The following is a 24406-nucleotide window of genomic DNA, read 5'->3' on the forward strand; positions in this document are numbered from 1 at the left end:
TTCGTCCCCAAAAAATGAAAGGAAAAAAGACCGGAGTATCGGCAGCGTAACCCACCCCCGTTTGGAGTTCTTCGTAAGTGGGGGGGCCCAGCGACAACCTTTAAAACCAACCCCCCGTATTGCAGGCCCCCGCCGTTGCAGCCCCGGAAATCCAACTCTTGGGTCCGATGTAGCACCAAGTAGACATATCCGGGTGGAACTGCGGCTGCGGGGACGTGACCCGCAAAGCACCGGACGTGCCCACCGACAGTGTCATTTGCCCTTCGCGCAAGGCTCCCGAGCCGAGCTGATTGAGCGACCCATCGGACATGGCGGGAACCACGGGGATTCCAGCTGGCAACCCCAAACTGGCTGCAGCCTGGGCGGAAAGCGGCGCCTGATAGCTATTATCGACAATTTCCGGAAGCTGAGAAGGTTCGAGATTAATCACCTCTAACAGCTTGGGGTCGTATTCGCCGGTGGTGATATTCACCAATCCGGAACCGGACGCCATACAGCGAGAAACTTTGATGTTCCCGGTCAAGCGATAAAAGTTGTAAGTTGCCTGCCCCATGGCGATGTAGGAAGAAATGTTGTATCCCTCTTCTTTGAGGAAGGCAAGTTTAAAGAATGGATAGATAGCGTTGGGATAACCGCCCGTGAGGTTATAGTATTCCCTGGTCAGTTGGGGTTTGCTGCGGAAAGCCTCAGCTTGGTCGGAAGCCTTGGTATTGGACCACTGCATGATGGGGGTCACCGGGTCCATGTTCGGGTTGAACAATCCGATGGAATGCCACACCCCGGAAAGCACGATGATGTCGATGTTTTTTCGACCTCGCAACAGTGTCTTGGCCGCCGCCAAGCTCGCTTCGTAAACCACCATGGGATCATGCTGGGTCAAATCATTACCCATGGGCGGATAGAAAGCATTTTCAACCGTAAAATCGTTCTTGACCGTGTCATAGATCATCGCTTTGGCTGAACTGGTTGATGATTCGATAACTAAAACATTCATCGCGCACTCCTAAAGGTCACGGCTGATTTCAGTATATCTGCAGCGACTTGCGCGGTGTTCAGATTCAGACTTCTGGGTCAGAAGCCAGATTCGTTACCGGTTCGCCCGCTAGGGCGCGCAACAGATTGTCTACCGCGCCCTTTGCCATGCGGATGCGGCTTTGGACAGTTTGGGCACCGCTGTGCGGGGTGGCGATGACATTGGGGAAACGGAAAAGTTCGTGGTCGGGCGCGGGCGGTTCTTGCTCGTAAGCGTCCAAAGCGAGACCGGCGAGCTGACCGGCGTCCAGGGCCGCGGCGGCGGCGGACTCATCGATAATCCCCCCTCGTGAAGTGTTAATCAAAAACGTGCCGGGAGACATGAGACGGAACATCGAGGCATCAAATAAATGTTCGGTCTGCGGCGTGAGCGGCAGATGCAAAGAGATGAAATTGCTCTCTCGCACCAGGTCGGGCAGGTCTACGCCCTGAACCGTCGGGTCGGTATCGGGGTTGAAAAACGGGTCGTAAACCAGCACTTTCATTTCCAGACCCGTGACCAGCTGCCGCAAAGCCCGCCCGATTGAGCCGTATCCCACAATCCCCAAAGTGGCTTGCGACAACTCGGTGCCCACCACGCGCAACCATTGTCCCTGCCGAGTCGTTTCATTCAACCAGGCGATGTGGCGCGCCAGGGCAAACATACTGGTCAAGGCCATTTCAGCGACGGCGATGGAATTCGCTCCCGGAGTGTTGGTCACCACGACTCCATTGCGGCGAGCAGTCTGCAAATCGACCCGATCCACCCCCACGCCGTAACGCGAAATGACCCGCAGGCCAGGGAGCTGATCCAAAACCGCAGCTGAAAAATCGTCCAAACCCGCCAAAATCCCTAAGCAATCGCGAGCGGCTGCGACTAACGAATCGGCGTCTAAGGGCTTGCCTGACTGGTTATAGGCGATTTCATAGCCGCTGTCTTGCAAGAGATCGCGGGCAAACTCCAGCTCCGCAGAGGTAAAAGAGGTCGGCGTAACTAATATTTTTTGCGAATCTGTATTCATGGTGTTCTCCGTGGCGAGTCAATAGCCCAGTCCCGGGCGGCGTCCAAAACCATCCTAGTTCCATATCGTTCATCGTGGCTGGCCCGCGCAACTCCTCTGGGTGAATTGCATAAAAATCTCATTGTCTGCATCTGCACAGCTATTCCAACCAAAAGCGCGGCGCGTTCCAGTAGACTTTGGGTACACATCGACCGCTAAGCGCTGGCCAACTGGGTTCTTGATGAGGACTTTTGGGGTGTTTCGGCGGCCAACAATACAAGTGAGAGTTTGCTCTATGTTCAAAGGAGAGTTTAGATGCAACCATTTGAGATAGAGGGATGGACCCAGACTATGGGGACATTACCGCTGCTCGGCATTGCTTTAGCTGCAATTGCTGCGATTTTGGTCCTGGTTATTGTATTCAGGCTCCATGCTTTTCTGACCTTGGTTTTGGTCAGCTTCCTCACGGCCTTAGCCACTGGTTTGCCCATTGAATCAATCGTGGGGGCGATGAAAGATGGCTTTGGAGGCACCCTCGCCTCGGTCGCGCTGCTCGTTGGCTTAGGTGCCATGCTCGGCAAGATGGTCGAGCAATCCGGGGGCGCGAAGGTTCTGGCAGATGCCATGATTAATCTCTTCGGTGAGAAGCGTGCCCCCCTAGCTTTGGGTGTGGCATCCCTGATTCTGGGCTTCCCCATCTTCTTTGATGCGGGCTTGATTGTGATGCTGCCGATCGTTTTCGCAGTGGCGAAGCGTCTAAAGGGTTCCATCGTTCTCTACGCGATTCCTACTGCGGCCGCTTTCTCGGTCATGCACGTTTTCCTCCCGCCCCACCCCGGCCCTGTTGCCGCAGCCGACTACTTCCACGCCAATGTGGGTTTGGTGATGCTACAAGGTTTCATCATTGCTATTCCGACCTTCATTCTCTCCGGTTATTTGTGGGCTAAATTCATTGCTCCCCGCGTCAAGGTGGAGGCTTCCCACGTGTTCGGTAACGTGTCGGATGATGAACTTCCCGATAATCCCCCTTCAGTCGGCACAATCATCGCGTTGCTGCTGCTGCCCGTACTGTTGATTTTCATGAACACCGGGTTCTCGACCCTGTCCAAGGTCGGAGTTATCAGCGGCGATGCCGGCTGGGTGAAATTACTCATCACGTTGGGTGAAACTCCCATAGCGCTGCTGATTGCGACTCTGGTTTCGATTGCGGTGCTTGGTGGCAAGATTTCTAAGGACAAAACTGTTTTGGAAAAGGTGGTTGATTCCGCTCTGGGACCAATCTGTTCCGTGGTGCTCATCACCGGCGCCGGCGGTATGTTCGGCGGGGTTTTGCGTGCTTCGGGAATCGGTGACGCGTTGGCTAAATCGATGGAAGATTTGGGCATTCCACTCCTGCTGGCTGCCTACCTGATTGCGGTGGCGCTGCGTCTCGCACAAGGATCGGCCACAGTAGCGCTGGTCACGGCCGCTTCGCTGTTGGCCCCGGCGGTCGAACAGGCGGTGGCTGCCGGTCAGCTTTCGCCGTGGGGTGTAGTCTGTATCACTATGGCTGCCTCCGCAGGTTCGGTGTTTGCTTCACACGTCAACGATTCTGGTTTCTGGCTGGTTGGTCGATTGACGGGTATGGACGTAAAGACCACTCTGAAGGTGTGGACCATGCAGCAGCTTCTCGAATCAGTCATCGGTTTCGCAATCGCGGCGCTGCTATTCATCTTTGCCTAGAGAGCGAAGTCCACGAGATTATGTGTAATTGGTTCGATATTTCTGGTCGAGCTGCCCTAGTAACCGGATCCAACCGGGGACTGGGGCTGGCTCTGGCCACTGGTTTAGCAAAAGCTGGGGCGCGCGTCACTCTGCAAGGCCGGGATGCCGAGAAAGTATCCCAAGCAGCCCAGCAGTTATCTGAGTCACTGGGGGTCCCAGTCGAACACCTGGTTTTTGATGTCACCGATGCCCAGGAGGCCGGGCGTGCCCTCAATGACTTTATGGATAGCCAAGGCACGCCGGACATCCTGGTCAACAACGCAGGTATCCAGCGTCGTCACCCCATCACCGAGTTCCCTACCGAAGAGTGGGACGCGGTCATCAGCACGAATCTCTCTTCCGTGTTCTACGTGACGAAACCGGTCGCGCAGCGCATGGTCGAACGCGGCAGCGGCAAAGTCGTCATGGTCGGTTCCGTGCAGTCTCGGCTAGCGCGGCAAACCATTGCCCCGTACTGCGCCTCTAAAGGCGGCGTAGCCATGTTTGCCCAAGGCCTCGCGGCGGATCTATCGCGCTACAACATCCAAGTCAACACGTTGTCTCCCGGATACTTTGCTACCGAGATGAACACGGATTTGTGGCAAGACCCGGAATTCGATGCTTGGCTGAAAGCCCGTACTCCGGCGGGACGATGGGGAAAGTTTGACGAGCTGATGGGGACACTCATCTATCTGTCCTCGGAAGCGTCGAATTTTGTCACCGGACAAAATATTTTAGTCGACGGAGGAATGACCAGCGTGGTCTAAGCCAGTCGGTCGAAAACTGTAGGGAGGAATGAATGACTGACATGAAACAGGTGCGTATCAACGCCAAGGAAGAAATGGAATCTAGCCGCGCGCCTCGCCCCGAGCCCGGTAAGGGCCAGGTACTGGTGAGAGTGGCTTGGGCCGGAATCTGCGGTTCGGATTTACACTACTTCTTTGACGGACAGGTTGGCGCCTTCAAACTGCGCGAACCGCTGGTACCGGGTCATGAAATAGTCGGTATCGTAGCCGAAGATCCGTCTGGGACCTACGCACCGGGAACGCCGGTAACCCCTCATCCGGCTACTTTCGGTCAGCCTCAGCCCGCCTACAGTGATTCACCGCATTTGTGGCCGGGTGGAGCCTATCTCGGATCGGCCTCCACCTGGCCCCACACCCAGGGGGGTATGAGCGAATATATCCTCTTGCGGCTTGATCAAATCAATGCTTTGCCACCGGATTTGCCGCTGAAACGGGGGGTACTGACCGAACCTCTGTGTGTCGGATTACACGCTCTGCATCGTCTCCAGGCAGCTACAGGATGGCAGAATTTGACGGGTCGGAACGTTGCGGTAATCGGGGCGGGTCCGATTGGGCTGTTGGCAGCTGGCGCGGCTCAGAGCCTGGGAGCCGAAGTCAGCTGTATTGATGTGCAGGATGCACCTCTGCAGAGAGCTCAAGCCCTGGGAATTGACCACGTGTATAACTCGACAAAGACCGAGCTGGAGGCTTCTGCATTTGACGCGGTTTTGGAATGTGCGGGCGTGTTTCCCGCCATTTCCCAAGCCTTCCAGATTTGTCGTCCTCGCGGCACGGTGGTTCAGGTGGGGATGGTTCCCGCGGTTGATGGGCCGGTCAATTTAGCGCCCTTGATTTCCAAAGAAATCACCTATTTGGGAACGTTCCGGTTCCTGGACGAAATCGACCAGGCATTAGAGATTTTGGCTAACGCCCCACAGTTGGAATCCGTCATTACGCACGAGTTCAACGCCGACGAAGCCGAAAAAGCCTTCCACACAGCCAAAGACAGTGCTGCGTCCGGCAAGGTAATAGTTAACCTGTGGTTTGAGGAGTGAAAACTAATGACAGAGAAAGCAGATGTTGCAGTAATCGGTACGGGGGTAATGGGACGTTCTTTGGCGCGCAACTTTGCACGTCATGGACACACCGTGGCCCTGTTTGATGTTGCTCCCGGACGGGCTGCTCAGGTAGCGCAAGAGCATAGTGCGGAAGGAAACTTTATCCCCACCCAGGACCCGGTGAAGCTGGCAGAGTCGATGTCAACCCCCCGGGTAGCAATTTTGCTGGTGCCTGCGGGTGAACCGACTGACAAGGCTATCGATATGCTCGGGGAAGTTTTCTCCGCCGGGGACATCATCGTAGATATGGGCAACTCTTTCTACCTTGATACGGAACGCCGGGAGAAGCTGGTTACGCAGCGCGGCCTGCACTTTGTCGGCTGTGGTATCTCAGGAGGGGAATCCGGGGCTCTCAACGGACCCGCCATCATGCCTGGTGGTGCCCAAAAGGCTTACGACAGGCTGGGGCCCCTGCTGGAATCCATTTCGGCCCATTATCAAGGTGAACCATGCTGTACCTGGGTAGGCCCGGGCGGGGCGGGACACTACGTGAAAATGGTGCATAACGGGATTGAGTATGCCGATATGGAGCTGCTCAGTGAGGCTTACCAGCTGTTACGTTACCGAAACGGAATGAGTCCCAAGGAAATCAGCGAGGTGTTTTCTCGCTGGAATGAGGGACCGCTGCATTCCTATTTGTTGGAAATATCCGCTGATATTTTGCAGCATACCGATGAAAAAACGCAGCAGCCTTTCATCGACATTATTTGTGACCAGGCCGGTCAAAAGGGTACGGGTTCGTGGACTGTGCAAAACGCGTTGACCCTTGGGGCCGGCTCCACCATCATTGCGGCGGCTACTTTCGCTAGGGCAGTGTCCTCGCAAAGTGTTCACCGAACCTTGGCTCGTGAGGTCTTAGGGGAAGGGGTTCCTGACACTGTTTCCGGCGGACCAGATTTGCTGGATAACCTAGAAAAAGCCGTCTATGGGGCAAAAATTGTGGCGTATTCTCAAGGGTTGTCGCAGATTCGAGCCGCCTGTAAGGAATACGGTTGGACAGTTGACCTAGCCAAGCTGGCGGCCATTTGGCGTGCCGGCTGCATCATCCAAGCCCGGCTCCTGCAAGACATCATGGAAACTTATAAGGATGGCGACTTTGACACCCCGCTGTTGCTGAAACCAGCCATCAGCGCGGTCATTAAAGACGCCCTGCCCGCGTTGCGCGCGGTGGTCAGCGACACCATCAAAGCCGGGATAGCCCTGCCTGCTCTCAACGCTGGCTTGGCATATCTGGATTCCTTGCGTTGCCCAGCTCTGCCAACAGCTCTGGTACAGGCCCAAAGGGACTTCTTCGGGGCACATACCTATCGCCGGCGGGACAGTGAGGGCAGTTTCCATACCCGATGGGAGAACCCACAACGTCCGGAAATATCGCTTTCCTAGCAGTAACTATAAATTAACGTGGTTCACCTAATAGGGGAGCGCCACGTTCAGCACGGTGTGGTTTTCAGCGAGTTGCCGCAATCTTCAGAGCATTGGCAGCGCGGGCGGTAATTTCGCCGAAATCACCCTGGGCGATTAACTGTCGGGTGGCAATCCAAGAACCACCACAGGCAGGAACCTGTGGGTGAGCCAGATACTGTGCCAGATTTTCCTTTGAGATACCGCCGGTCGGGACAAACTGTATCTGCGGGAAAGGACCGGAAAGCGCGGAAATCACGGGTAGCCCGCCCGAGGCTTGTGCGGGAAAGAACTTTACGTATTTCAAGCCCGAGTTGACGGCTTTCATCAGCCAAGAAGCATCGGTAGCGCCGGGCAAAACAGGCACTTGGTTAGCTTGACAGTAATCCACTAGGTCCTGATCGTAACCGGGCATGACCAGGTACTTTGCTCCCGAATCTATGGCGATTCGAGCCTGTTCCAGATTCGTAACGGTGCCCGCCCCCACCAAAATATCGCTGTACTGGGACATTTGCGCGATAGCCGCCGCTGCCGCATCGGTGCGGAAGGTAACTTCAGCTGTGCTGATGCCTCCAGCAAGCAGAGCATCAGCCAATGCCACGGCATCTTTTGCGTCGTCCAGAACTACTACCGGGATGAGGGGATTTTTCTTGATAACCGCATCCATATCCATCTTGATTCCTCCTGAGTGTCGTGAGTACTTGGCAGCAGGTAGTCTGCCTGACAATCGTGTCGGGCAGGCCTCTGACCAACGTTGCAGTATGGAACAGAGCCTCCGTGTCCATTTTATGACTTCTGACGCGGAATATGACGTTGAGTAAACGCGATTGAACCGGGCGAGGCCGGTGTGCGTTCGGGTGCGATCATAAGCCGCGGTATGCTATCATGTAAGGTGCGGCTCCTGACTGCTCGCATGATCTGGCGTTTGCTTGGTCTTTATGCGCTTTAAGAGTGTTATTGGATAGTGAGCTATTAGAGCTATTTTGATACTGTCTGGCCCTTTTGTTGGTAGAACTTTGATAATTTAGACCAACAACGTTTTACAACTATTATGCTACTGTATACATTGACTTCTTGAAGTATATAGAGTTTAGCAAGTATCCTATTGGAATTGAAGTGACTACATGTTCTTAAGGCTAATATCATTGGAAATGAGACCGATGTATATGTTATAGTCTTGTTTATCTGAATTTTGCTCAAAATTCTGAGATTAGACATAGATAGGTAGACTTTATAGAGTTTTCTATTTATATCGTCATATGCATTAGTTTTCTGCTTTTTTCTTTATCAAAGAGACTACATTCGATTAGTCAATGTTTGCTATGTTTTAATTAAAATGACATATATAAATATAGGCAGAGTATCTTAGACAGTAAGCCAGTTATCAAGCCATATTTTCCACAGATACAGTATTTACGCTTTGATGAGATTGCTAGATAGATTCTACTATTAGACAGCTATGTCACATAGTGTCTAGTAAATATTGCATATGCCTATATGGAATAGCTATTTATGCCAAAGCGACGCACATATAATGTAAATAAGATTATACAGGCATGGTTTATGTACTCTAGTTGTTGTAGCCTTAGTTAGCGTGTCGTAGCTATAAATAAATCGATTTGATGCCTACAGATAGTTATACCATCATTTAGCTAACTAAAACGGCTTCGAACTGCATAGATGTATTTCATGTGAGCGCGTGGGTGTTGTTTTGTGGTGTTTCGCCTGAAACGACCAATTGTGGTCGTTTCTTAACGGCTTCACCGTTTTCGCGGCGACTTATGCGAGCTTCGCTCGCTGCCGCCCGCGCCGGTGAACCGGGGGTTCGAATCCCTCGCGGAGGGCGAGGGACACTAACTTAGGGTAGAGAGTGCAAAGAAAAAATCCCCCGTGCAACATTTCAAACCATTGAGAACGGGTAAAACCGCAGGTTAAGTAAAGTATAATGTTGCATGTGGCGGTTTACAAGCATTGTTATGAGGAGCCTGCCGGTTTCGCCCGTATCAACCACCACTCACTGACGTTGGCGAGGACGGGGGACTATTTGAGTTCCGGTTCAAGTAACCCGCGCACACCAGAACGGAAACCAGCTCTAGTTCTTTCGTTATTGCCTGAAGTACAATGATGGGAGAGGGGGTACGATGATGACTTCACAAGTCGCAGTGACACAACTTACCCCGCTGGTGAGATAAGAGAGATATAATCACAGGTTATGCATGTGTATATTGACGATTCTGGCGATGGAGGGATGAAGTTTGGGAAAGGATCGACTCGATTTCTAGTTATGGCAGCCTGCGTATTCGATGATACACGGCAGATAGAACTCCTCGACCAGAAAGTTAGCGATTTATCACAACAGTTGCATCGAAAGACCGAGTTTAAATTTCATAAAACCAAAAAAACACACAAGAGAATGTTTTTTGAGGCAATCGAGCCAGTGAATTTTGCTGTTCGAGTACTGGTGATAGACAAAACTGTTCTCTATTCTGAGACGCTTCGCAAATCTCCGAGTAAACTGAAATCCTTCGCTATTTCGCTGCTGTTAACCCACACGTTCGACACGGTAAAAAACGCAAAAATCCTCATCGATGGACAAGACACAAAAAGCTTTGGCATCACTGACGCATCATACATCATGAAAAAAGCTAACGGTTCAGGTAAGACAGTGGTACGGAAGGTTGAGTTCGTGGACTCTAGGAACAGTGTTGGGATTCAGTTAGCAGACATGATTGCCGGAGCCATCAGACAGTACGCCGAATCAGGCGAGAAGAGTACTGAGCTTTACGATACATTCAAAACGCGCACATTCCAGCCTGAAGGCTCCTACTGGGTATTCAAATGAAGGACGACCTCACGCCCTATCTAGGAGATTACCTAGCACGCCAACCATACGGCGACTATTCGAGACGTGAGGTCTCTGCACTTCAATTATCGCCCATTAACCCCTGCTATGTCAAGACACAATATCTTGATTTTTTAGCCCTTTTCAGGCAAAAAACGTCCGGGTCTCACACTTAAACCACCACCTGAAGCTCAAGGAAAACTTGGCAACGAAAAAGCCTGACTGACCCACCCAACAGCAACGGCAGCATCTACGCCATACGAGGAAGCGCCACCTCTGCGGGAAACTCATCCCCGTCCCGGTCAGAAAACAACGGTATAGGCGCACACTTTTCACCCACCGACACACCCGTACCCCCAGGCAGCAAAGACTCAACAGCCCTCACATCATCCTCAGAAAGACCCTCAGGAGCTTCCCGATACACCAGCCACTCCGCCGCCGCGATTACAAAGGATGGGTGGGTATTCAAAGCCTCGCATAGGCGAAAAAGCTCATCTACATCAATTGCACGGAACTCAGCCCGCAAAATAATTCCCACACGATTCAGAGACAAACTCGACTTCTCGCTCAATGCACGGTAGGACAAACCACTCTGTTTGTACAGAGAATTCAAAACCTGAGCCACGCCTCGCCCAAATTTATCAACAGTCTTTTTTCGTGCAGTCACAAGGCTAATCGTAACCCGTGGGGTACAAAAAATGAAGAAAACTTGACAACGTACCGCACACGGTACATATAATCAACTTATGGAAATGAACCGTACACGGTACACGCCTGGTTTGGGCGCATTGGTGCTAAGTCGAGAGATAAAAGCCGAGATGGTGCGACGGGGCATCACAACGACAGCACTAGCTGAACGCCTCGGAGCACGAAGAGCAACACTCACGAACAAGCTCAACGGACACACCCCAATGAGCACAGCTGAATTCCTAACAATCAGCAACGAGTTAGGAATTCATGCCTCAGCTCTCATGACCCGCGCCGAACAATCAATCCCATTCATGGAGACCCACCGCACCCAAATCATTCAAAACGAAGCATAAAGAGGAGTCGCTCTATGCGTACACGTAGGACACGCTTATCCCCCTTTGCCCAACAGTGCTCTTGCACACACCCTGTCCTCGAAACGGTACGGGAAACACCGACTGGTAATGCTGGACATGGTTCGAGACTGGATGCTACGCTTGGTCATGGTGCTCAACACACCAGTACAAGCGGTTTGTCGCTTCCCCGTGAGAGCGACTTTTTTGTATCGGCTTACGGTTGTAGGCCGGGTAGCGCGTTTGCTATACAAGACCCGTCTCGGCGGGGAAAGCGGCGGGCCTGTCTTGTACCAGGTGTTGAAGTACCCGGCTCTATTACGTCCTCAACAGGCGTAGCGGGGCTGCCTCAACGAACTGTACAAGCTGAATCGAGTCCTGCCGTGAGTGGTGTTTTTCCTGTTTGCCTCCCTGATGGTTCTGGTTTGGGGGTGGCGTGATGAGGGCGCGTCCGAAGTATGTGACTGTGCAGCATGTCGCCGCCCAGTTCGCGGTGTCCCCGAAAACGGTTTATCGCTGGATTGAGAGAGGGGTTTTGCCTGCCGAAAAGGTGGGTACGCCTCGTCCGGGTGTGCGTCATGATGGCCGTCCGGTGCGTATCGCGGCGGAAGCCGTGGATGGTTTGTTGTGTAGAAAGGGGGTGAAGCATGGGTGAGCAGGCTCCGTTGGTGGTGAGTGCGGATACCCAGTTATTGACGGTGAAGCAGGCGGCACAGTTTCTTGGTGTCGCCCAGCAGACCGTGAGTCAATACATTTGGGATGGCAAGCTCGCTGCGGTACGTGTCGGGCCGCGTCTGGTGAGGATTACCCCGCAGGCGTTGGCTGATTTTATGCAGGCTGTCGAGTAGGTGTTTGTGATGGCCTGGCTAGATGATGAGGACTTGCGGGGTTTCGAGGTCCACGTGTGTAGCAGCCAGGAGCTGGTGGACTGGCTGTGGCGGGTGTGGGTGGGTGAACTCACGCCCGGTCAGGAACGTGTGGTGTGGGACGCGATTGTTTTAGAGGCGCATAAGCGGGGTCGGCGTTCAGCGGCGAGTATCGCGGCACGTTATCGGGTGGGTTATGAACAGGCTCATGCCATGTTGATAGCGTCGTGTTTTATCTATTTGAAGGGCAGTCTGGAGTCGTTTTTGTCCTCGACTCATCCGGGTTGGCCGTTGGTGTTCGCGAATGGCTTGTGGCAGGTTCATCACGATTTGGTGGGCAGCGTGAATCATCGCGCTGTCCCCTTAACTTATGTGGGGTTTGATGGTGAGAGCGAGGAAGCGGCACGGATTATTCCGGGCAGTTCCACTGTGGAGATGAGTGATATTCCCGGGTTCATGGACGGGGCTACGAGTGAACGGATTATCGAGACTCTGGTTCAGGCGGGGGTGCCGGTAGGGGGTGCTATGGACTCGATGGAGATTGTGTGGCGCACGCTGATAGAGCTGAAAACCCAACCTAACGATCGGGACCGGGGCGCGTCAGAAGTTTGGTGGGACAAGGCCTCGGGCAAGTTCAGGAATTTGTTGCGGGCGCGAGCCAGGTCTTTGACGGATGTGGCAGACCTGATTTGGGAGTTGATTACCGGACCGGTAGAGCATCGGGAGTACGGGCTGCTCGCGCGTTTGTCCACTGTGGACAGTGTGGAGGGGCTTCCCGAGGAGTCCCGCCTGTGGGTACAGACCCAGTTGTTGAAAATCAAAAACCTCATGGCCAGGGGTGCTCAGCCTACCTTGTTTGACCTGATTCCTGACGGTGGTGTGAGAGGGGATACGGGCGGTGACGGATGCGGCGCATTAAAGGGTGAGGAGCCTGAAACTGCGGCTCCAAAATGTGAGGAGGCACACGTTGAGACAAGAAAATCCCTTTGCTGAGCTAGAACTTGGCGACTCAGTTGCCGACACGGTGGGAACCCTGCTGGAACAGGGGATGAACCCGGTGCCGGTGTATCGGCCTGGGGAGCCGGGAGCGAAACGGCCTAGGCAGGCGTGGAAACAGTTACAAACCATACGCCTATCCCCGATTAGCGCCCAAAAATTGTTCCGGCTAGATCCCGTCACGGGCCGTGCACCGGGCGTGGCAGTGATTTGTGGTGCGGTCAGTGGCGGGCTGGAAATGGTTGAACTGGAAGGCCGGTCGGCTCAAATGATGACCCAGGTACGTCAAGCCGCACAGACGAAAGACTGCGGGAGCTTGATGGACAGGTTAGAGCATGGTTGGGTAGAACGGTCATATTCCGGCGGGATACATTTCTTCCTGCAATCAACTACCGGGATAGTCCTGGGCAACACCCGCCTGGCTTGTACCCGAGACAATCTGGTTTTAGCAGAAACCCGCGGGGAGGGCGGTTACACGGTTATCGCCCCGACCAGGGGGATAGACCCAGGGGACAGTGGCTGGAGCCTGCTGAGAGGCGGTCCCGCGTCCTGTCCCAAGTTCACTCCCGCCGAGATTAGCGCCTTGCATGAATGCTTTACCGTTTTGGACCAGCGTGAGCGGGTGTCTGAACCTACCCGGCGGGTAGTGAAACGGATGGAAGCCCGGCCAGACGGACAGGAACGCCCGGGAGACGTGTTTAACCGCAGCGTGGACTGGGCGGACGTTTTAGAACCTCACGGCTGGCGGTGTGTCGGACAAGACGGTGGCGGGCAACGTTTCTGGTGTCGGCCAGGTAAACAGTTCGGGGTTTCCGCCTCGACCGGGTACGGTCAAGGCGACTACCTGTACGTGTTTTCTACCTCAACCATGTTCGAGCCGGAAAAAGCGTATTCCAAGTTTTCTGCATACACCCTGCTCAATCACGGCGGAAACTATCAAGCCGCCGCACGGGCGATACGCCAATCTTTTCCCTATGGTGACCCACCAGCCGGTGAGCCACACATACCCCAACCAATAGAAGAACCCGAAATGGAAGGAATCGGACTATGAACAGCAAGAGTGAACCGATTGCCCACGCCGCAGCGGAAGCAGATATGCCTACACCGGCCGTGGAGGCTGAGCCTTACGGGATGGAGTTGTGATGGCTGGAAGTATAGGGATGGAAACCCCGGTACCCATCATCGTGGCCAGTATGGCTCGTGGGGGCTGGGGAGAACTCTCAGGCAGGCAATGGCAAGGAGTACGTTCCGTGCTCCAAGCCGTTTCTGCTCGGGCACGCGGTAAGGAAATCCTGAAATCGACTGTGTGGCAAATAGCCCAATCAGCCGGTCTGAGCGAACGCTGGACCGCGAAATGTTTACAAGTACTGGAAGGAATCGGAGCAATCAGGTGGCAACGCGGCACGATAGTGGGCGGGAAACCCGAGCCGAGCATTTTCACCATCATGAAATACACTCTGCTCGACCTGTGCCACCAAGCCTGGAACCATAACAGTGAAGCCTGGGGCCGCCACCGCGCCCAAACGTATGCCCGCCTCCGGGCTTTAAAACAAAAACTGTGGCAAAAGCGCAGTTCAGACCGTTCGGAACTCAGTGCAGACTTTAACCCCTTTAAGGGGACTGTTACAGAGTTAAGAAATAGAGAGGGGGCCACAAACTTTACGCCCACACCATCCACAGCGGATGCACCAGACTCACCTGCTGACTCACCCGCCACCCCCCAACCTCTCATGGACAGCCTGGAAATCGACGCTGACCAGCCCATATGCTACACGTGTAAGCGTCGTCATCGGCCTTTGAAAGGTCGGGAACAGTTGGAGCATTTCAAAACGTTCGCGCCCGAGTCCTACCAGTTCACGTTAGAGCTTGCCCGTAAACGGTGCGGAGACCCCAACTTCGAGTACTAAACCGGCGCTGACGGTTGTTGCGCATTAAAGGGTGAGAGAACATTTCCTACCTGTGCGGGCGGGAATGCGTGGAACTTTTTGAGTAGTTAGGATCATCATGGATAACCAGTATGCTTCCGGCGCGCTCGATGCGGGCGCTGTCGTGTTCGTGAAAAGAGATGGCCAGTTCCTGGTTCAAGGAACCACCCTGACCGAGGGTGCGCAAGTCACCGCGTTTACCGCGAAGAGGGTTGAGAAACAAGTCATCGTTGGTGAAATCATTTCCGATACTGACGGTATCAAAACCGCGACCTTCACCTGGGCAAACCCCCGACCCGACCAGTTCGACTACACGGGAGGAAAAGCCCGTATCATCCACGACAAAACCACCGGCGACTACCTGTTACGTGGTATCGGGCTAATCCCTGACCAGCCCCACCAAGTCACCCTCAGGGTAGGGACACAACGGGAAGTCATCGTAGGAACTATCCTCGACACTGACGATGACGGGGTGCAAACCGCGACCTTCCATTGGCCAGACCCACCCGTGTTAGACAAACCCGGCTTCACTCGCCTGGAAAACGGCACCTGGGCCGTGAAAGGAACCGGACTGACCCCCGGTGAAACCATCACCGTCACCACGAAAGCCGGAAAACGACAACACGTCACCATCGGCGAGATACTCACCGACTATGACGGTATCCAGACAGCCACCATCGCCGATCCCGAAAACGACCAGCAATGAACACGCCCGGCAGCCTGCCCGTTCGCGGAGTGGCGTGTGTTCATCGCAAACTGCGTTTAATCCGGGCGCATAATAGATTCATGGTTCGACGGCGAAGCATTGAGGAAGAACTGTCGTTCACCTATCACGGCATGGCAGTGAACGACGGAACCATGGACATGACCGATTTCGGTAACGCCCTCATCGGCTACGCTCAAGCAATACGGGCTACTGTAACGGAACTCGACCCGAACGCACACACACCAGATATTCGTATCACCCGCACGGAGAAAGGCTCCTTCACTGTTTATGCAAAAATCACCCAGGACATTTCTGTCCTAACTGACCTGTTCGGGCTACTCCAAACCGATAACGCGCAAGCTCTGGCCACCGGAGCAGAAATAGTCGCCGGAGCCGGAACTGTCGGGGCAGCACTTCTCGGAGCTGTGAAACTCGGAAAACACATAGCCGGTCGTACCATAGTCAAAAGGGACTCAAAAAGGGACAATCCCGATGTTGAACAACTCACGCTTTCAGATGGGGAAACAATCGAAGCCCGCCGACCCGTAGTGAACATCACGAACAACTACAACTTTAATGCGGGCATTCGGGCAGTAATACAGCCAACCCTTAACGACGGCGTGGACGGGGTACAACTCAAAGCAGGAGACCAAACCGAACAACTCCGGGAAGCACACCTCTCCGCTTTTCCCACGGAGGAATCCACCAACGACATAACAACCACGGAAACTACAGAAGCTATCCTCGCGGTTGAACGTATCGCCTTCGATGGCGGCCCCTGGCGTTTCACACGTCTCGATACAGACCAAGCCGTACCCTATGCTTTTCAAGCCGAAATGGTTGATGAAGAATTCAGACACAAAGTCGAGGAATCCAAAATTGCATTCCGTAACGGCGACCGTATCAAAGCGCAACTCGAAATCACTGACCGTAAACCCGGCAAAGGCCGCCACACGCGAAGCTGGAGAATCATCCAAGTCAATCAAATCATCCCCTACACGCCACCGTCCACACTACCCGGACTCTAGCCCCAAACAGATTGGGAACCCCTTAAGTAGCCTTTTCGTGTCCCAAGACAGACAGGTTCCTGAGCGATACCGCTAAAATAGTTGTTGTGAATGCCCCTGCTGGAACCATTGTTAAGCCCGCCATACTGAAGTGGGCTGAACAGTGTGGGGAAGGGTTTGCCCCGTCATAGTATTCCTACTTAAGCAGATTGAGCAGAACAAGAGTCAAGCTGTCGTATCACCGCAGCAACATAGGTGAAGTCGGGGGAGGATGAGTCCTCGGTAAACTGGCTCAAAACTGGTAGAATTGAATACGAGGGGAAGAACATACAACCGGAGGTGAGCGCAATGACGGATGTTGTGCCTTGGAGTTTCACAATCGAGTTTGACGCTGAGAAGGCCGCGCACAACGGTTACGATGTTGAAACTCTGTATGAATACGTGGATAAGAATGTGCAGCAGTTCGGCGTGACACGCTTGGCGCGTGGCACTTGGAAAGCCAACGAGGCTAGCCGGGTGGAATCTCAGTGCCGCTCGCTGTCGTTTCTTTCAAGGCAGAAGTGGGTTATGCAGAATGTTACCTCGCTTACTGCGTTTGAGAGATCTACAAAGCCGATTGACTACATAGGGATAGTGGAAGATTTATTCCCAGAGCGGATTTGTGCATAGGCGAGTTCGCTGTGGAGGAACAGGACTTAGAGTATCGCTTTGCGTTTAACTTTGATCTGGACGAGGGCAGACTGAAAGAGTTGTACCCGACCCAGACTGCCACAGGGTACAAGCGAGCGTGGTCAGACATTCGCTCATTTATGGAAGCAAACGGTTTTACACATACGCAATACTCCGGATACGAATCCATAGAGCATATTACTTATGCCAGGGCTTACGGTGTTTTGGAAAAGTTGCAAAGCAAATTTTCGTGGTTCTCAAGGTGCGCTCAGGCTGCAACAATTACTGAAATCGGGGAACGTTATGATGTCTTGGAGCATTTGAAGGCGCAGACAGTAGGTGGACTTGCTATTCCTCAACCAGTGGAGCAGCTTCCAATGCCTGAGCAGACTCTACAAAGTGACACACCCGGTGCTCCGCAGACCCGCAGCGATTATGGCGGAACTTGCTGAAAGAAAGTCAAAAAGTACACCAACCCCTTAAACAACATCTGGGACTAAACCACCAGACACACAATTTGTCCTTTAAGTCTAACCTGGCTGGCCAGAGATTTTGTCCTCACAAACGGGGTAATTTTCATAAAATGCTGTACAAACAGGTACAAACGCGTACAATTATATGTAGGTGGAACTTGGAATCCTTGGCGGTATGTAGGCCGTCAGCCGAGGCATCTGCGACACAAAGACAGTGTCCGCGCGCGTTTGAAAAATAACGCTCGTATCCAGATAACAGCAACCTTGGACTAAGGAGTATTCACCATGCAACCCGCCACCTCCCGTACCCGTTTTGGGTACCTAACTGTAGCTTTCACAGCCCTCATGGCTCTGACCATTTCCCTGATATTCCCAACCAGCGCCACCGCCAGTCCTGAAGATGACAACTGGCCACGCATCGCTGGGGCGGACAGGTATGAAACCAGCCTGCTGGTAGCGAAAACCGCTTACCCCCAAGCGAGCAAAGTCTACCTAGTCTCCGGGCAGAACTGGCCTGACGCACTATCCGCCGCGTCATTCAACGACGGGCCTATCCTGCTCGTACCCCCCAACGACCCGGGCAAAGCCCAACAAATGGTCGCCACCCTGGGAACACCCGCCGTAACCATCATCGGCGGACCCGGCGCATTACCAACAAACTATGACAACGCTTTCCCCGGCGCGAAACGCATCGCCGGGGCGGACCGGTATGAAACCAGCCTGCTGGTAGCGAAAACCGCCTACCCTAACCCCGATAAAGTCCATGCGGTACCCGGATGGAACTGGCCTGACGCACTATCCGCCGCGTCCTTCAACGACGGACCCATCCTGCTGATACCCTACGGTAAAACCCAAAACCAGATAGAAGATCAAATCCACGCCCACCTCGGTCCCGCACCTAAATACGTCACCCTCATCGGAGCACTCCAATCAGTGTGGAACAAACACCACAAATACGGATACGACGGCGAACCCCTCGGTCGTGAGGACAGGTACGGCACCTCTTTCAGCATTAGCATGTACGCCCAAGAAATCGGCGCACACTACCAGCATTTCCTCGTTTCCGGCACCAACTGGCCAGACGGACTCTCCGCCGCCTCATTCCCGAACGGTATCATCCACCTCGTCCAACCCGGACACCCCGAAAAATGGCGCAACTGGTACCAACTCGAACCCACCAACTCCACCATCATCGGCGGACCCGGCGCACTACCAACCACAACCACAACCGCACCACAACCGAAACCGCAACCCGCTATACAGGCACCGGGCAATAACCCGAGCCTCGGCGACTGCGGCGCAGGATCTGCCTACCCAAACGGACGCTACTGGAAAGAAGGCTGGCCCACCACCTACTACGACGAGCACCTGTGCTACAACGAACCGCTTTTCGCGTTACTCCATGATGTCTCAGCTATTGAGGATGAACATGCCCGGCTTTTGAACGAACACCGCATAAGCCTAGGACTCCCCCCACTACGCCGCGACCCCGAATTGGACGCTTTCGCCCGCAAAAACTGCGAACGAGTAGGAACAGCTACCGATGCAGATCACGATCTCGCGTTTATGCGTACAGAGCTTGGTCGTATAATCGGAGAAAACCTTACAGCCGATTTGAATGGCGGTTTGCATCGTCCAACTGGGGTAACAGGGATAACAGAGGTGACAAGACACGGAAACCCGGCAGTGACTACTCTCCAATCGCTGCTAGAATCGCCTCCACATCGAGCAAATATTGAACGCCCCTCCTACACCAGGTTTGGTGTGGGTGTAAGCGTTTACCCGAGTCCTTCTTCCGGGTTCCTTAACGTTCTGCTTTTTGAAGAGTTTGAATAGTCTCCTGACTCTTTATATCCAGGGTTGGTTTCCGGTCTGCTTGGGGGCAGGCCGGAAACATTTTTTACGGTTTTTTTGGCTTCCGGTTCTGATTTTTGTGATATTGGTCACATTTTGATGTTTTGTTGATGAAGTTTTTTTACTCATCTTTGGATTTCTTTGGACACAAAATCACACAGTAGCACGGATATTCGTTGCGGTTTAGAGGTTTTGGGGGTTTGGGGGTGTGGTGACGGATGTCGCGCATTAAAGGGTGAAAGGGCCTATCCGGGTTCTTTTTCTCTCATATGGAAGCGAGGTAATGAATATGCGTAAACGTGATGGTTTATGTGTATTGCCGCGTGGTGCCGGGTGGCGCAGGGTGTTTCGTAAGCCTTTAGCGTTGCTGGGTGCTTTAGCGGTTGTGGGGGCTGGGGTTGGTCTCAGTCCCGTGTTTTCGCCCCCGGAAGCGGGAGCAACGATTAACGTGAATCCGCCCGGGCCACAGATGTGGTATCAGGGTACGGCTCGTCCGCATGGCGGGGCACGTCCGGGGAACTATAACAATCGCAATCATGAGTATGCGTATTGTGCGTCTCAAGACCACCTGTTGGGGCCTGGACCGTCTGGCGCGAGCTATTCAGGGGCTTACGATATCACGTTTTCTGGCCTGTCCGGGACATGGAATGATGCGGGGCAGCGCCCGCACGGTTTTAGTGTCGCGGGGGGTATACAGCCGAAACAGATGGCGTATGTGATATCGCGTTACGGGCGTACAGCTGACACTGGTGAGGCGGCAGCGACCAAGATTGCTCTGTACATGATGGAGGGCGTATGGTCGGGCAACCATTTCTGGTATGGTCGCACGAGCGACGCAGTGAAAGCCCGCGCCCGTCAGATGGCTGAAGAAGCAGTGAAATGGGCAGGGGCTGACCTGGATATGCCCGCCCCGACTATTTCCGGGGCAAAGAACGTGGGCGAGTTAGGCAAGGTTGGTAACATTGGTATCCAACCACAGGGACACACAAATGCGTGGTGGCCAGCCCAGGACGTGGAAATCATTATCAAGATTACGTCTGGTAATGCCGTGTTTTATGACGGCTCTACCCAGGTTAAGACAACCGCGCAAGACCACGAGCAAAAGATTGACCTGCGCCGTACCAAGGCCGGGGATATCACTATCGAGGTAAGCACCGCGAAAGATAACGTGCCCCTGCCGCGCCTGTACAAGATGAACGCGAATGGTCACATCCAAGACCTGTATTGGGCACCACACATTTCCTTAAACAACAAAACAGGAAATCTTAATCCCAATAAACCAGTTACTCCGCCTGAGGAGCAGACTGTGGGTTTTCGGACTACGGCTTCGGCTCAGGTCGTGACTACGGGTACGGGCCTGTCGGATAGTGTGGAGGCGTTCCTGCCTAATGGTGGAGCGTGGCCGTATTATGAGACGGTTGAGGCTGACCCGGCGCATCCGGGACAGACGGTAACGGTGCGGCATCCTTTCCCGGTACGGGTACAGGTGTCGTTGTTTGGTCCGTTTACTACCCAGCTGACACCGGGTGGTCCGGAGCGTCCTGCCCAGTATTTGCGTAAACAGTTTGATTTGGTGTTTACCGGTCCGGGGCGGAAACCGACCGGGGTTTATACCCCGAAAACGGCAGGGTTTTACACGTGGACTGTGGACGCGACACTAAAGATGCAAGACCCGGTTAAGCTCGCGGCATCGAATTTAAAGAATTTGGATGTGCATTCCCCGTTGGGTGAAACTGTCGAGACTACGGTAGTGAAGATGCATCCGGTAGCGAAGTCTTCGGTACAGCATTCGTTGGGTTCGTTGCGTGACCCGGATATTACCGGGATTGATTGGCCGGTGACGCATGGGGTGGTTACCCAACCGTCCTATTCTTGCCCGGAACCGACCCCCGGCGCTGACGAGGGGCGTACCTGCCCGCCTTATCCGTATTTCAAGTTTTATAAGAACGAGAAAGAGGATCATGAGAACCAGGGTATTGACCGGATTCATGCTTATGTCGATAACGGGGCATGGTTAAAAGACGCTACGGGTGCTTATCAGCCGGTAAAGTACACAGGCCGCTTGTATTACTCGAACACGATGATACATGACATGGGCGAAGCGTTTAACAGCCTGGATTTGGTCGCGACCCGGACTATTATCGCTAATGGTCCGGGGGATTACACTATCCCCTTCGCGGAAAAGATACCGATGGAGCGTCTCGGGTTTTACACCTGGGTGTGGTCGGTAGAGGATGCTCAGCCTGGCCCGCACCCGGAATGGATTGAAACCGGGTGGAAGTCTACCCCGTTCGAGTACTCGGAGTCTGAGTATATTCGGTTCCCCCCGAATGTGGACTCGAAAGTGTATGAGCGTAACGTGAATCGTGGTGGACGCTCGATTGACTATGTGACGATTAGTCATATCGTTCCCGATCATGGGGCGTTCAAGGGTGTTGGTAATGTGCCCGGGAAAGCGGACACGTTCTGGATGGCGGATAACATGAAGCTCCACATGACTCTGTATGGGCCTTATGAGGAGCTTCCCGGAGCGTCTTTCCGTTATAAGCTGACGACTAACCCGGCGGATAACACCCAGCCGCGAGTGTGTACGATTACGGTCCCGATGAAGAACGGGCGTGTGGGCGAGCGCACCTTGCCGTCTGGTGAGAAAGTGTGGGGCGTGGGATGGTCTAACGAGCGTCCCGGTCAGGAAGGTCAGAAAGGCTTCCTGGACAAGGAATGCGTGACTGAGAAACCTGGCTACTACCGGTGGGTTGCCTCCTTTGAGGGCGACGACCGGGTAGCACCTTACATTTCACCCACGGACGATATTTATGAATGGATTACGGTAGACCGGGTAGAGCCGTCTATCTGGACTCAGGCCGATCATCGTGTCGAGAACGGTCAGCCTATGCGTGACACGGTACACGTGGTGGGGCAGCCCAAGGACTCGTGGAAAAAGGATTCCCGGTTCGTGTTCGACGTGTATGGTCCGTTCACGGCTGGGGAGGGACCGGTAGCGACCCCGGAGCATTTGTTTAAGCGAGTACCGGCTCGTGAACCATTCAAAGGGATAGGAGCCTACCCGTCACGGGATATAGTGCCCACCGATAATGGCTACTATTATTGGCAGGCACGCCTGATTCAGGGCGAGAAACAGTGTTTCCAGAACCTGGACGGGGAAGCTTCCTCGCCGGGTTCAGTCGCACCTGAAACCAAACCCGAGCAAAAGTTCACTATCCGGGTAGCCCATCCGCAGGCAGGACAACCCGCGAAGGGCACCCCACTGACGTTGATGGCTTCAATCTCGGGGGTTTACCCGAAGGGTTCCAAGATAGTGTCCAAAGTCATCGCTCCCGACGGTACCGAGACGGTTTTGGAGGAAGTGACGAACTTCCCGAAAGGCGCGTTCGAGATTGACGAGTTCACCCCGACCCAGGCCGGGGACTGGAAAGCGGAAGCGACCGTGCTTGACGCGACTTCTAAACCCGTTATTACCTCAACGTTTACGTTCACCGTGATTGAGGGAGCGGTTCCTGCCCCGGTAGGCACCACCCTTTTGACCGGTGGGCTGGGACTACCCAAGGATTTCAACCCTAACGTGGGCGACATGGTACGCCCATACGCGAACCTGGAAGGAGACGGGAAACCCGACGACTTGTTCGTCCGGTTCAAGGCATTCTCTGACCAAGGGGGGGCTTTGGAATCCGACTTGGTGAAAGTCAAAGATATTCCCTCGACTATTACCGGACCGGACTGGCTGATAGATAAGCCCGGTGAATGGACAGTCAGCATGGAACTGGTCAAACAGACCAAAGACGCGGACGGGAAACTCAAGACCGAGGTCGTAGACGTGGCTGAGGACTGGTGGGGACTGCACTTCACAGTGTCAGAAATCACCAAACCGGCAACCACCACCCCGAAGCCGGGTGGCGTGTATCCACCGGCAGGCTGCGAAGTGTTGTGGGAATCCGAGGTCGGGGAATCCGGCGAGAACACTTGGGTGTATGCGCCCGGTACTCCGCTGACCCCGGACACGCCGGTAATCCCGCCGCGTCCGGACACACCCCCAACCCCGCCAGGTCCGCCGCCTACCCCGCCTACCCCGCCGGACACTCCCGGACTGGAGGTACGCACCGAGGCTGGTATTCACAACAGTGACCCTGCCACGTTAGGTAAACTCAGCGACAAGCTGATTGTTACCGGCACGGTACCGGAAGGAGCCTACGCGGTAGTCCAGTTGTTCTATCAGGCAACCGATACGGAACCGAAAACCTGTGCGGCTCCTATCTGGACTTCTGAAAAAGTCATGCTGGCCGGGGCGGGCGAATACCGGACGAACGAATACAGCCTGGATAAAGCCGGCACTTACCATTTCCGTGAGATTGTCTACTCTAAAGACGGCAAAATCATCAAGGAAGGCAAGTGCGGGGTAAAAGAGGAAACCATCACGGTACGCCCCAACACTCCCGGCCTGAAAGTGACCACGATCGCTAAACAGGCCCCGGCTGACGGTAAAGACGGTGTGATAGCCAACATTTACGACACTCTGGAAGTTACCGGGACGGTACCGGAAGGAGCCTACGCGATTGTCGAACTGTTCTATCAAACCGACACCAACAACGGCCTGCAATGCGGTACCCCCCTGTGGACAAGCCAACGAGTCGCTTTGAACGGTCCGGGTCAATACCAGACCGACAAATATTCGGTAATCCGTAAAGGTGTCTACCATTTCCGGGAAACCGTGTTCGACAAAGACGGCAAAATCCTCACCCAGGGTGATTGCGGAGTCACGGAAGAAACCGTGAACATCACCGACGACCGTGGTGACGGTTCCGGGGACGGCTCCTCGACCGGCCTGGCTAACACCGGCGTGAACGCCTACCAGAGCATCGCTTTAGCAATGATGCTCATCACCGTAGGCGGGCTGCTCGTCCTGGTACAGGCACGCAAACGCGAGGAGGCCAAACTAAGCTAAAACCATCAC

The 24406-nt window shown here is 54.0% G+C and carries 21 protein-coding genes; 17 read left to right on the forward strand and 4 right to left on the reverse strand.

Translation table 11 applies throughout. The features are described 5' to 3' along the window. Positions 1-100 precede the first annotated feature (100 nt). Positions 101-994: an FGGY family carbohydrate kinase gene (locus tag AC5LBQ_RS04355; RefSeq protein WP_493264730.1), complete on the reverse strand. Its 894-nt coding sequence runs from the start codon at positions 992-994 to the stop codon at positions 101-103. Positions 995-1058: 64 nt separating this feature from the next. Further along, entirely contained in the window at positions 1059-2033 is a 975-nt protein-coding gene (locus tag AC5LBQ_RS04360) for a phosphoglycerate dehydrogenase (protein WP_491680616.1), read from the reverse strand. Positions 2034-2327: 294 nt separating this feature from the next. On the opposite strand from AC5LBQ_RS04360, the gene AC5LBQ_RS04365 reads away from it, so the two are divergent. Genes AC5LBQ_RS04365 through gnd form a run of 4 tightly spaced genes read left to right on the forward strand, consistent with a single transcriptional unit; the run spans position 2328 to position 7041 of the window. Beyond that, complete coding sequence (locus tag AC5LBQ_RS04365) at positions 2328-3734, forward strand: GntP family permease (RefSeq protein ID WP_295028398.1); 1407 nt, start codon at positions 2328-2330, stop codon at positions 3732-3734. A gap of 20 nt (positions 3735-3754) precedes the next feature. Then, the gene (locus AC5LBQ_RS04370) at positions 3755-4522 is read left to right on the forward strand and encodes an SDR family oxidoreductase (RefSeq protein WP_295028396.1); all 768 of its coding nucleotides are present in this window, start codon (positions 3755-3757) and stop codon (positions 4520-4522) included. A 32-nt stretch (positions 4523-4554) separates the two neighbouring features. Next, positions 4555-5595, forward strand: coding sequence for a zinc-binding dehydrogenase (locus tag AC5LBQ_RS04375; protein ID WP_295028395.1), 1041 nt, complete (start codon positions 4555-4557; stop codon positions 5593-5595). A 6-nt stretch (positions 5596-5601) separates the two neighbouring features. Continuing rightward, positions 5602-7041, forward strand: coding sequence for an NADP-dependent phosphogluconate dehydrogenase (gene gnd, locus AC5LBQ_RS04380; RefSeq protein ID WP_491680615.1), 1440 nt, complete (start codon positions 5602-5604; stop codon positions 7039-7041). 64 nt (positions 7042-7105) lie between these two features. Here gnd and AC5LBQ_RS04385 read toward each other — a convergent pair whose 3' ends face one another. After that, positions 7106-7732 (reverse strand): bifunctional 4-hydroxy-2-oxoglutarate aldolase/2-dehydro-3-deoxy-phosphogluconate aldolase, encoded by a 627-nt coding sequence (locus tag AC5LBQ_RS04385; protein ID WP_295028391.1) that lies wholly within the window; start codon positions 7730-7732, stop codon positions 7106-7108. A 1545-nt stretch (positions 7733-9277) separates the two neighbouring features. Here AC5LBQ_RS04385 and AC5LBQ_RS04390 point away from each other — a divergent pair. Beyond that, positions 9278-9901: a DUF3800 domain-containing protein gene (locus AC5LBQ_RS04390; RefSeq protein WP_493264731.1), complete on the forward strand. Its 624-nt coding sequence runs from the start codon at positions 9278-9280 to the stop codon at positions 9899-9901. Between the two features lie 250 nt (positions 9902-10151). Here the strand turns inward: AC5LBQ_RS04390 and AC5LBQ_RS04395 are convergent, their stop codons facing one another. Then, positions 10152-10568, reverse strand: a complete 417-nt coding sequence (locus tag AC5LBQ_RS04395; RefSeq protein WP_493264732.1) for a helix-turn-helix domain-containing protein — start codon at positions 10566-10568, stop codon at positions 10152-10154. A gap of 79 nt (positions 10569-10647) precedes the next feature. On the opposite strand from AC5LBQ_RS04395, the gene AC5LBQ_RS04400 reads away from it, so the two are divergent. The 12 genes from AC5LBQ_RS04400 (at position 10648) to AC5LBQ_RS04455 (ending at position 24397) form a co-directional block, all read left to right on the forward strand. Further along, positions 10648-10944, forward strand: coding sequence for a helix-turn-helix domain-containing protein (locus AC5LBQ_RS04400; protein WP_493264733.1), 297 nt, complete (start codon positions 10648-10650; stop codon positions 10942-10944). Positions 10945-11380: 436 nt separating this feature from the next. Further along, complete coding sequence (locus AC5LBQ_RS04405; RefSeq protein WP_493264734.1) at positions 11381-11596, forward strand: helix-turn-helix domain-containing protein; 216 nt, start codon at positions 11381-11383, stop codon at positions 11594-11596. Continuing rightward, positions 11589-11789 (forward strand): helix-turn-helix domain-containing protein, encoded by a 201-nt coding sequence (locus AC5LBQ_RS04410; protein ID WP_295028377.1) that lies wholly within the window; start codon positions 11589-11591, stop codon positions 11787-11789. The genes AC5LBQ_RS04405 and AC5LBQ_RS04410 overlap by 8 nt, the downstream gene beginning before the upstream one ends. Before the next feature lie 9 nt (positions 11790-11798). Beyond that, entirely contained in the window at positions 11799-12800 is a 1002-nt protein-coding gene (locus AC5LBQ_RS04415; RefSeq protein ID WP_493264735.1) for a hypothetical protein, read from the forward strand. Further along, on the forward strand, positions 12775-13854 hold the full coding sequence (locus AC5LBQ_RS04420; RefSeq protein WP_493264736.1) for a bifunctional DNA primase/polymerase: 1080 nt from the start codon (positions 12775-12777) through the stop codon (positions 13852-13854). Before AC5LBQ_RS04415 ends, AC5LBQ_RS04420 begins: the two co-directional genes overlap by 26 nt. A 91-nt stretch (positions 13855-13945) precedes the next feature. Further along, positions 13946-14710, forward strand: coding sequence for a hypothetical protein (locus AC5LBQ_RS04425; protein ID WP_493264737.1), 765 nt, complete (start codon positions 13946-13948; stop codon positions 14708-14710). A 97-nt stretch (positions 14711-14807) separates the two neighbouring features. Continuing rightward, the gene (locus tag AC5LBQ_RS04430) at positions 14808-15434 is read left to right on the forward strand and encodes a hypothetical protein (protein ID WP_493264738.1); all 627 of its coding nucleotides are present in this window, start codon (positions 14808-14810) and stop codon (positions 15432-15434) included. 80 nt (positions 15435-15514) lie between these two features. Then, positions 15515-16462 carry an LAPAL motif-containing putative phage structural protein gene (locus AC5LBQ_RS04435; protein WP_493264739.1) on the forward strand — a complete coding sequence of 316 codons (948 nt, stop codon included), beginning with the start codon at positions 15515-15517 and terminating at the stop codon, positions 16460-16462. A 327-nt stretch (positions 16463-16789) separates the two neighbouring features. Then, positions 16790-17110 (forward strand): hypothetical protein, encoded by a 321-nt coding sequence (locus AC5LBQ_RS04440; RefSeq protein WP_493264740.1) that lies wholly within the window; start codon positions 16790-16792, stop codon positions 17108-17110. 11 nt (positions 17111-17121) lie between these two features. Beyond that, positions 17122-17562, forward strand: a complete 441-nt coding sequence (locus tag AC5LBQ_RS04445) for a hypothetical protein (protein WP_493264741.1) — start codon at positions 17122-17124, stop codon at positions 17560-17562. A gap of 306 nt (positions 17563-17868) precedes the next feature. Further along, positions 17869-19419 carry a cell wall-binding repeat-containing protein gene (locus AC5LBQ_RS04450; protein ID WP_493264742.1) on the forward strand — a complete coding sequence of 517 codons (1551 nt, stop codon included), beginning with the start codon at positions 17869-17871 and terminating at the stop codon, positions 19417-19419. Between the two features lie 307 nt (positions 19420-19726). Beyond that, on the forward strand, positions 19727-24397 hold the full coding sequence (locus AC5LBQ_RS04455) for a hypothetical protein (protein WP_493264743.1): 4671 nt from the start codon (positions 19727-19729) through the stop codon (positions 24395-24397). Positions 24398-24406: the final 9 nt, after the last annotated feature.

This window comes from Mobiluncus sp., from assembly GCF_985070215.1.

Coding starts and splice junctions, on each gene's coding strand:
- AC5LBQ_RS04430 (WP_493264738.1), top strand. CDS start 14,808: ATGGATAACCAGTATGCTTCCGGCGCGCTCGATGCGGGCGCTGTCGTG.
- AC5LBQ_RS04450 (WP_493264742.1), top strand. CDS start 17,869: ATGCAACCCGCCACCTCCCGTACCCGTTTTGGGTACCTAACTGTAGCT.
- AC5LBQ_RS04415 (WP_493264735.1), top strand. CDS start 11,799: ATGGCCTGGCTAGATGATGAGGACTTGCGGGGTTTCGAGGTCCACGTG.
- AC5LBQ_RS04355 (WP_493264730.1), bottom strand. CDS start 994: ATGAATGTTTTAGTTATCGAATCATCAACCAGTTCAGCCAAAGCGATG.
- AC5LBQ_RS04385 (WP_295028391.1), bottom strand. CDS start 7,732: ATGGATATGGATGCGGTTATCAAGAAAAATCCCCTCATCCCGGTAGTA.
- AC5LBQ_RS04370 (WP_295028396.1), top strand. CDS start 3,755: ATGTGTAATTGGTTCGATATTTCTGGTCGAGCTGCCCTAGTAACCGGA.
- AC5LBQ_RS04440 (WP_493264740.1), top strand. CDS start 16,790: ATGACGGATGTTGTGCCTTGGAGTTTCACAATCGAGTTTGACGCTGAG.
- gnd (WP_491680615.1), top strand. CDS start 5,602: ATGACAGAGAAAGCAGATGTTGCAGTAATCGGTACGGGGGTAATGGGA.
- AC5LBQ_RS04455 (WP_493264743.1), top strand. CDS start 19,727: ATGCGTAAACGTGATGGTTTATGTGTATTGCCGCGTGGTGCCGGGTGG.
- AC5LBQ_RS04410 (WP_295028377.1), top strand. CDS start 11,589: ATGGGTGAGCAGGCTCCGTTGGTGGTGAGTGCGGATACCCAGTTATTG.
- AC5LBQ_RS04400 (WP_493264733.1), top strand. CDS start 10,648: ATGGAAATGAACCGTACACGGTACACGCCTGGTTTGGGCGCATTGGTG.
- AC5LBQ_RS04375 (WP_295028395.1), top strand. CDS start 4,555: ATGACTGACATGAAACAGGTGCGTATCAACGCCAAGGAAGAAATGGAA.
- AC5LBQ_RS04360 (WP_491680616.1), bottom strand. CDS start 2,033: ATGAATACAGATTCGCAAAAAATATTAGTTACGCCGACCTCTTTTACC.
- AC5LBQ_RS04405 (WP_493264734.1), top strand. CDS start 11,381: ATGAGGGCGCGTCCGAAGTATGTGACTGTGCAGCATGTCGCCGCCCAG.
- AC5LBQ_RS04365 (WP_295028398.1), top strand. CDS start 2,328: ATGCAACCATTTGAGATAGAGGGATGGACCCAGACTATGGGGACATTA.
- AC5LBQ_RS04435 (WP_493264739.1), top strand. CDS start 15,515: ATGGTTCGACGGCGAAGCATTGAGGAAGAACTGTCGTTCACCTATCAC.
- AC5LBQ_RS04425 (WP_493264737.1), top strand. CDS start 13,946: ATGGCTGGAAGTATAGGGATGGAAACCCCGGTACCCATCATCGTGGCC.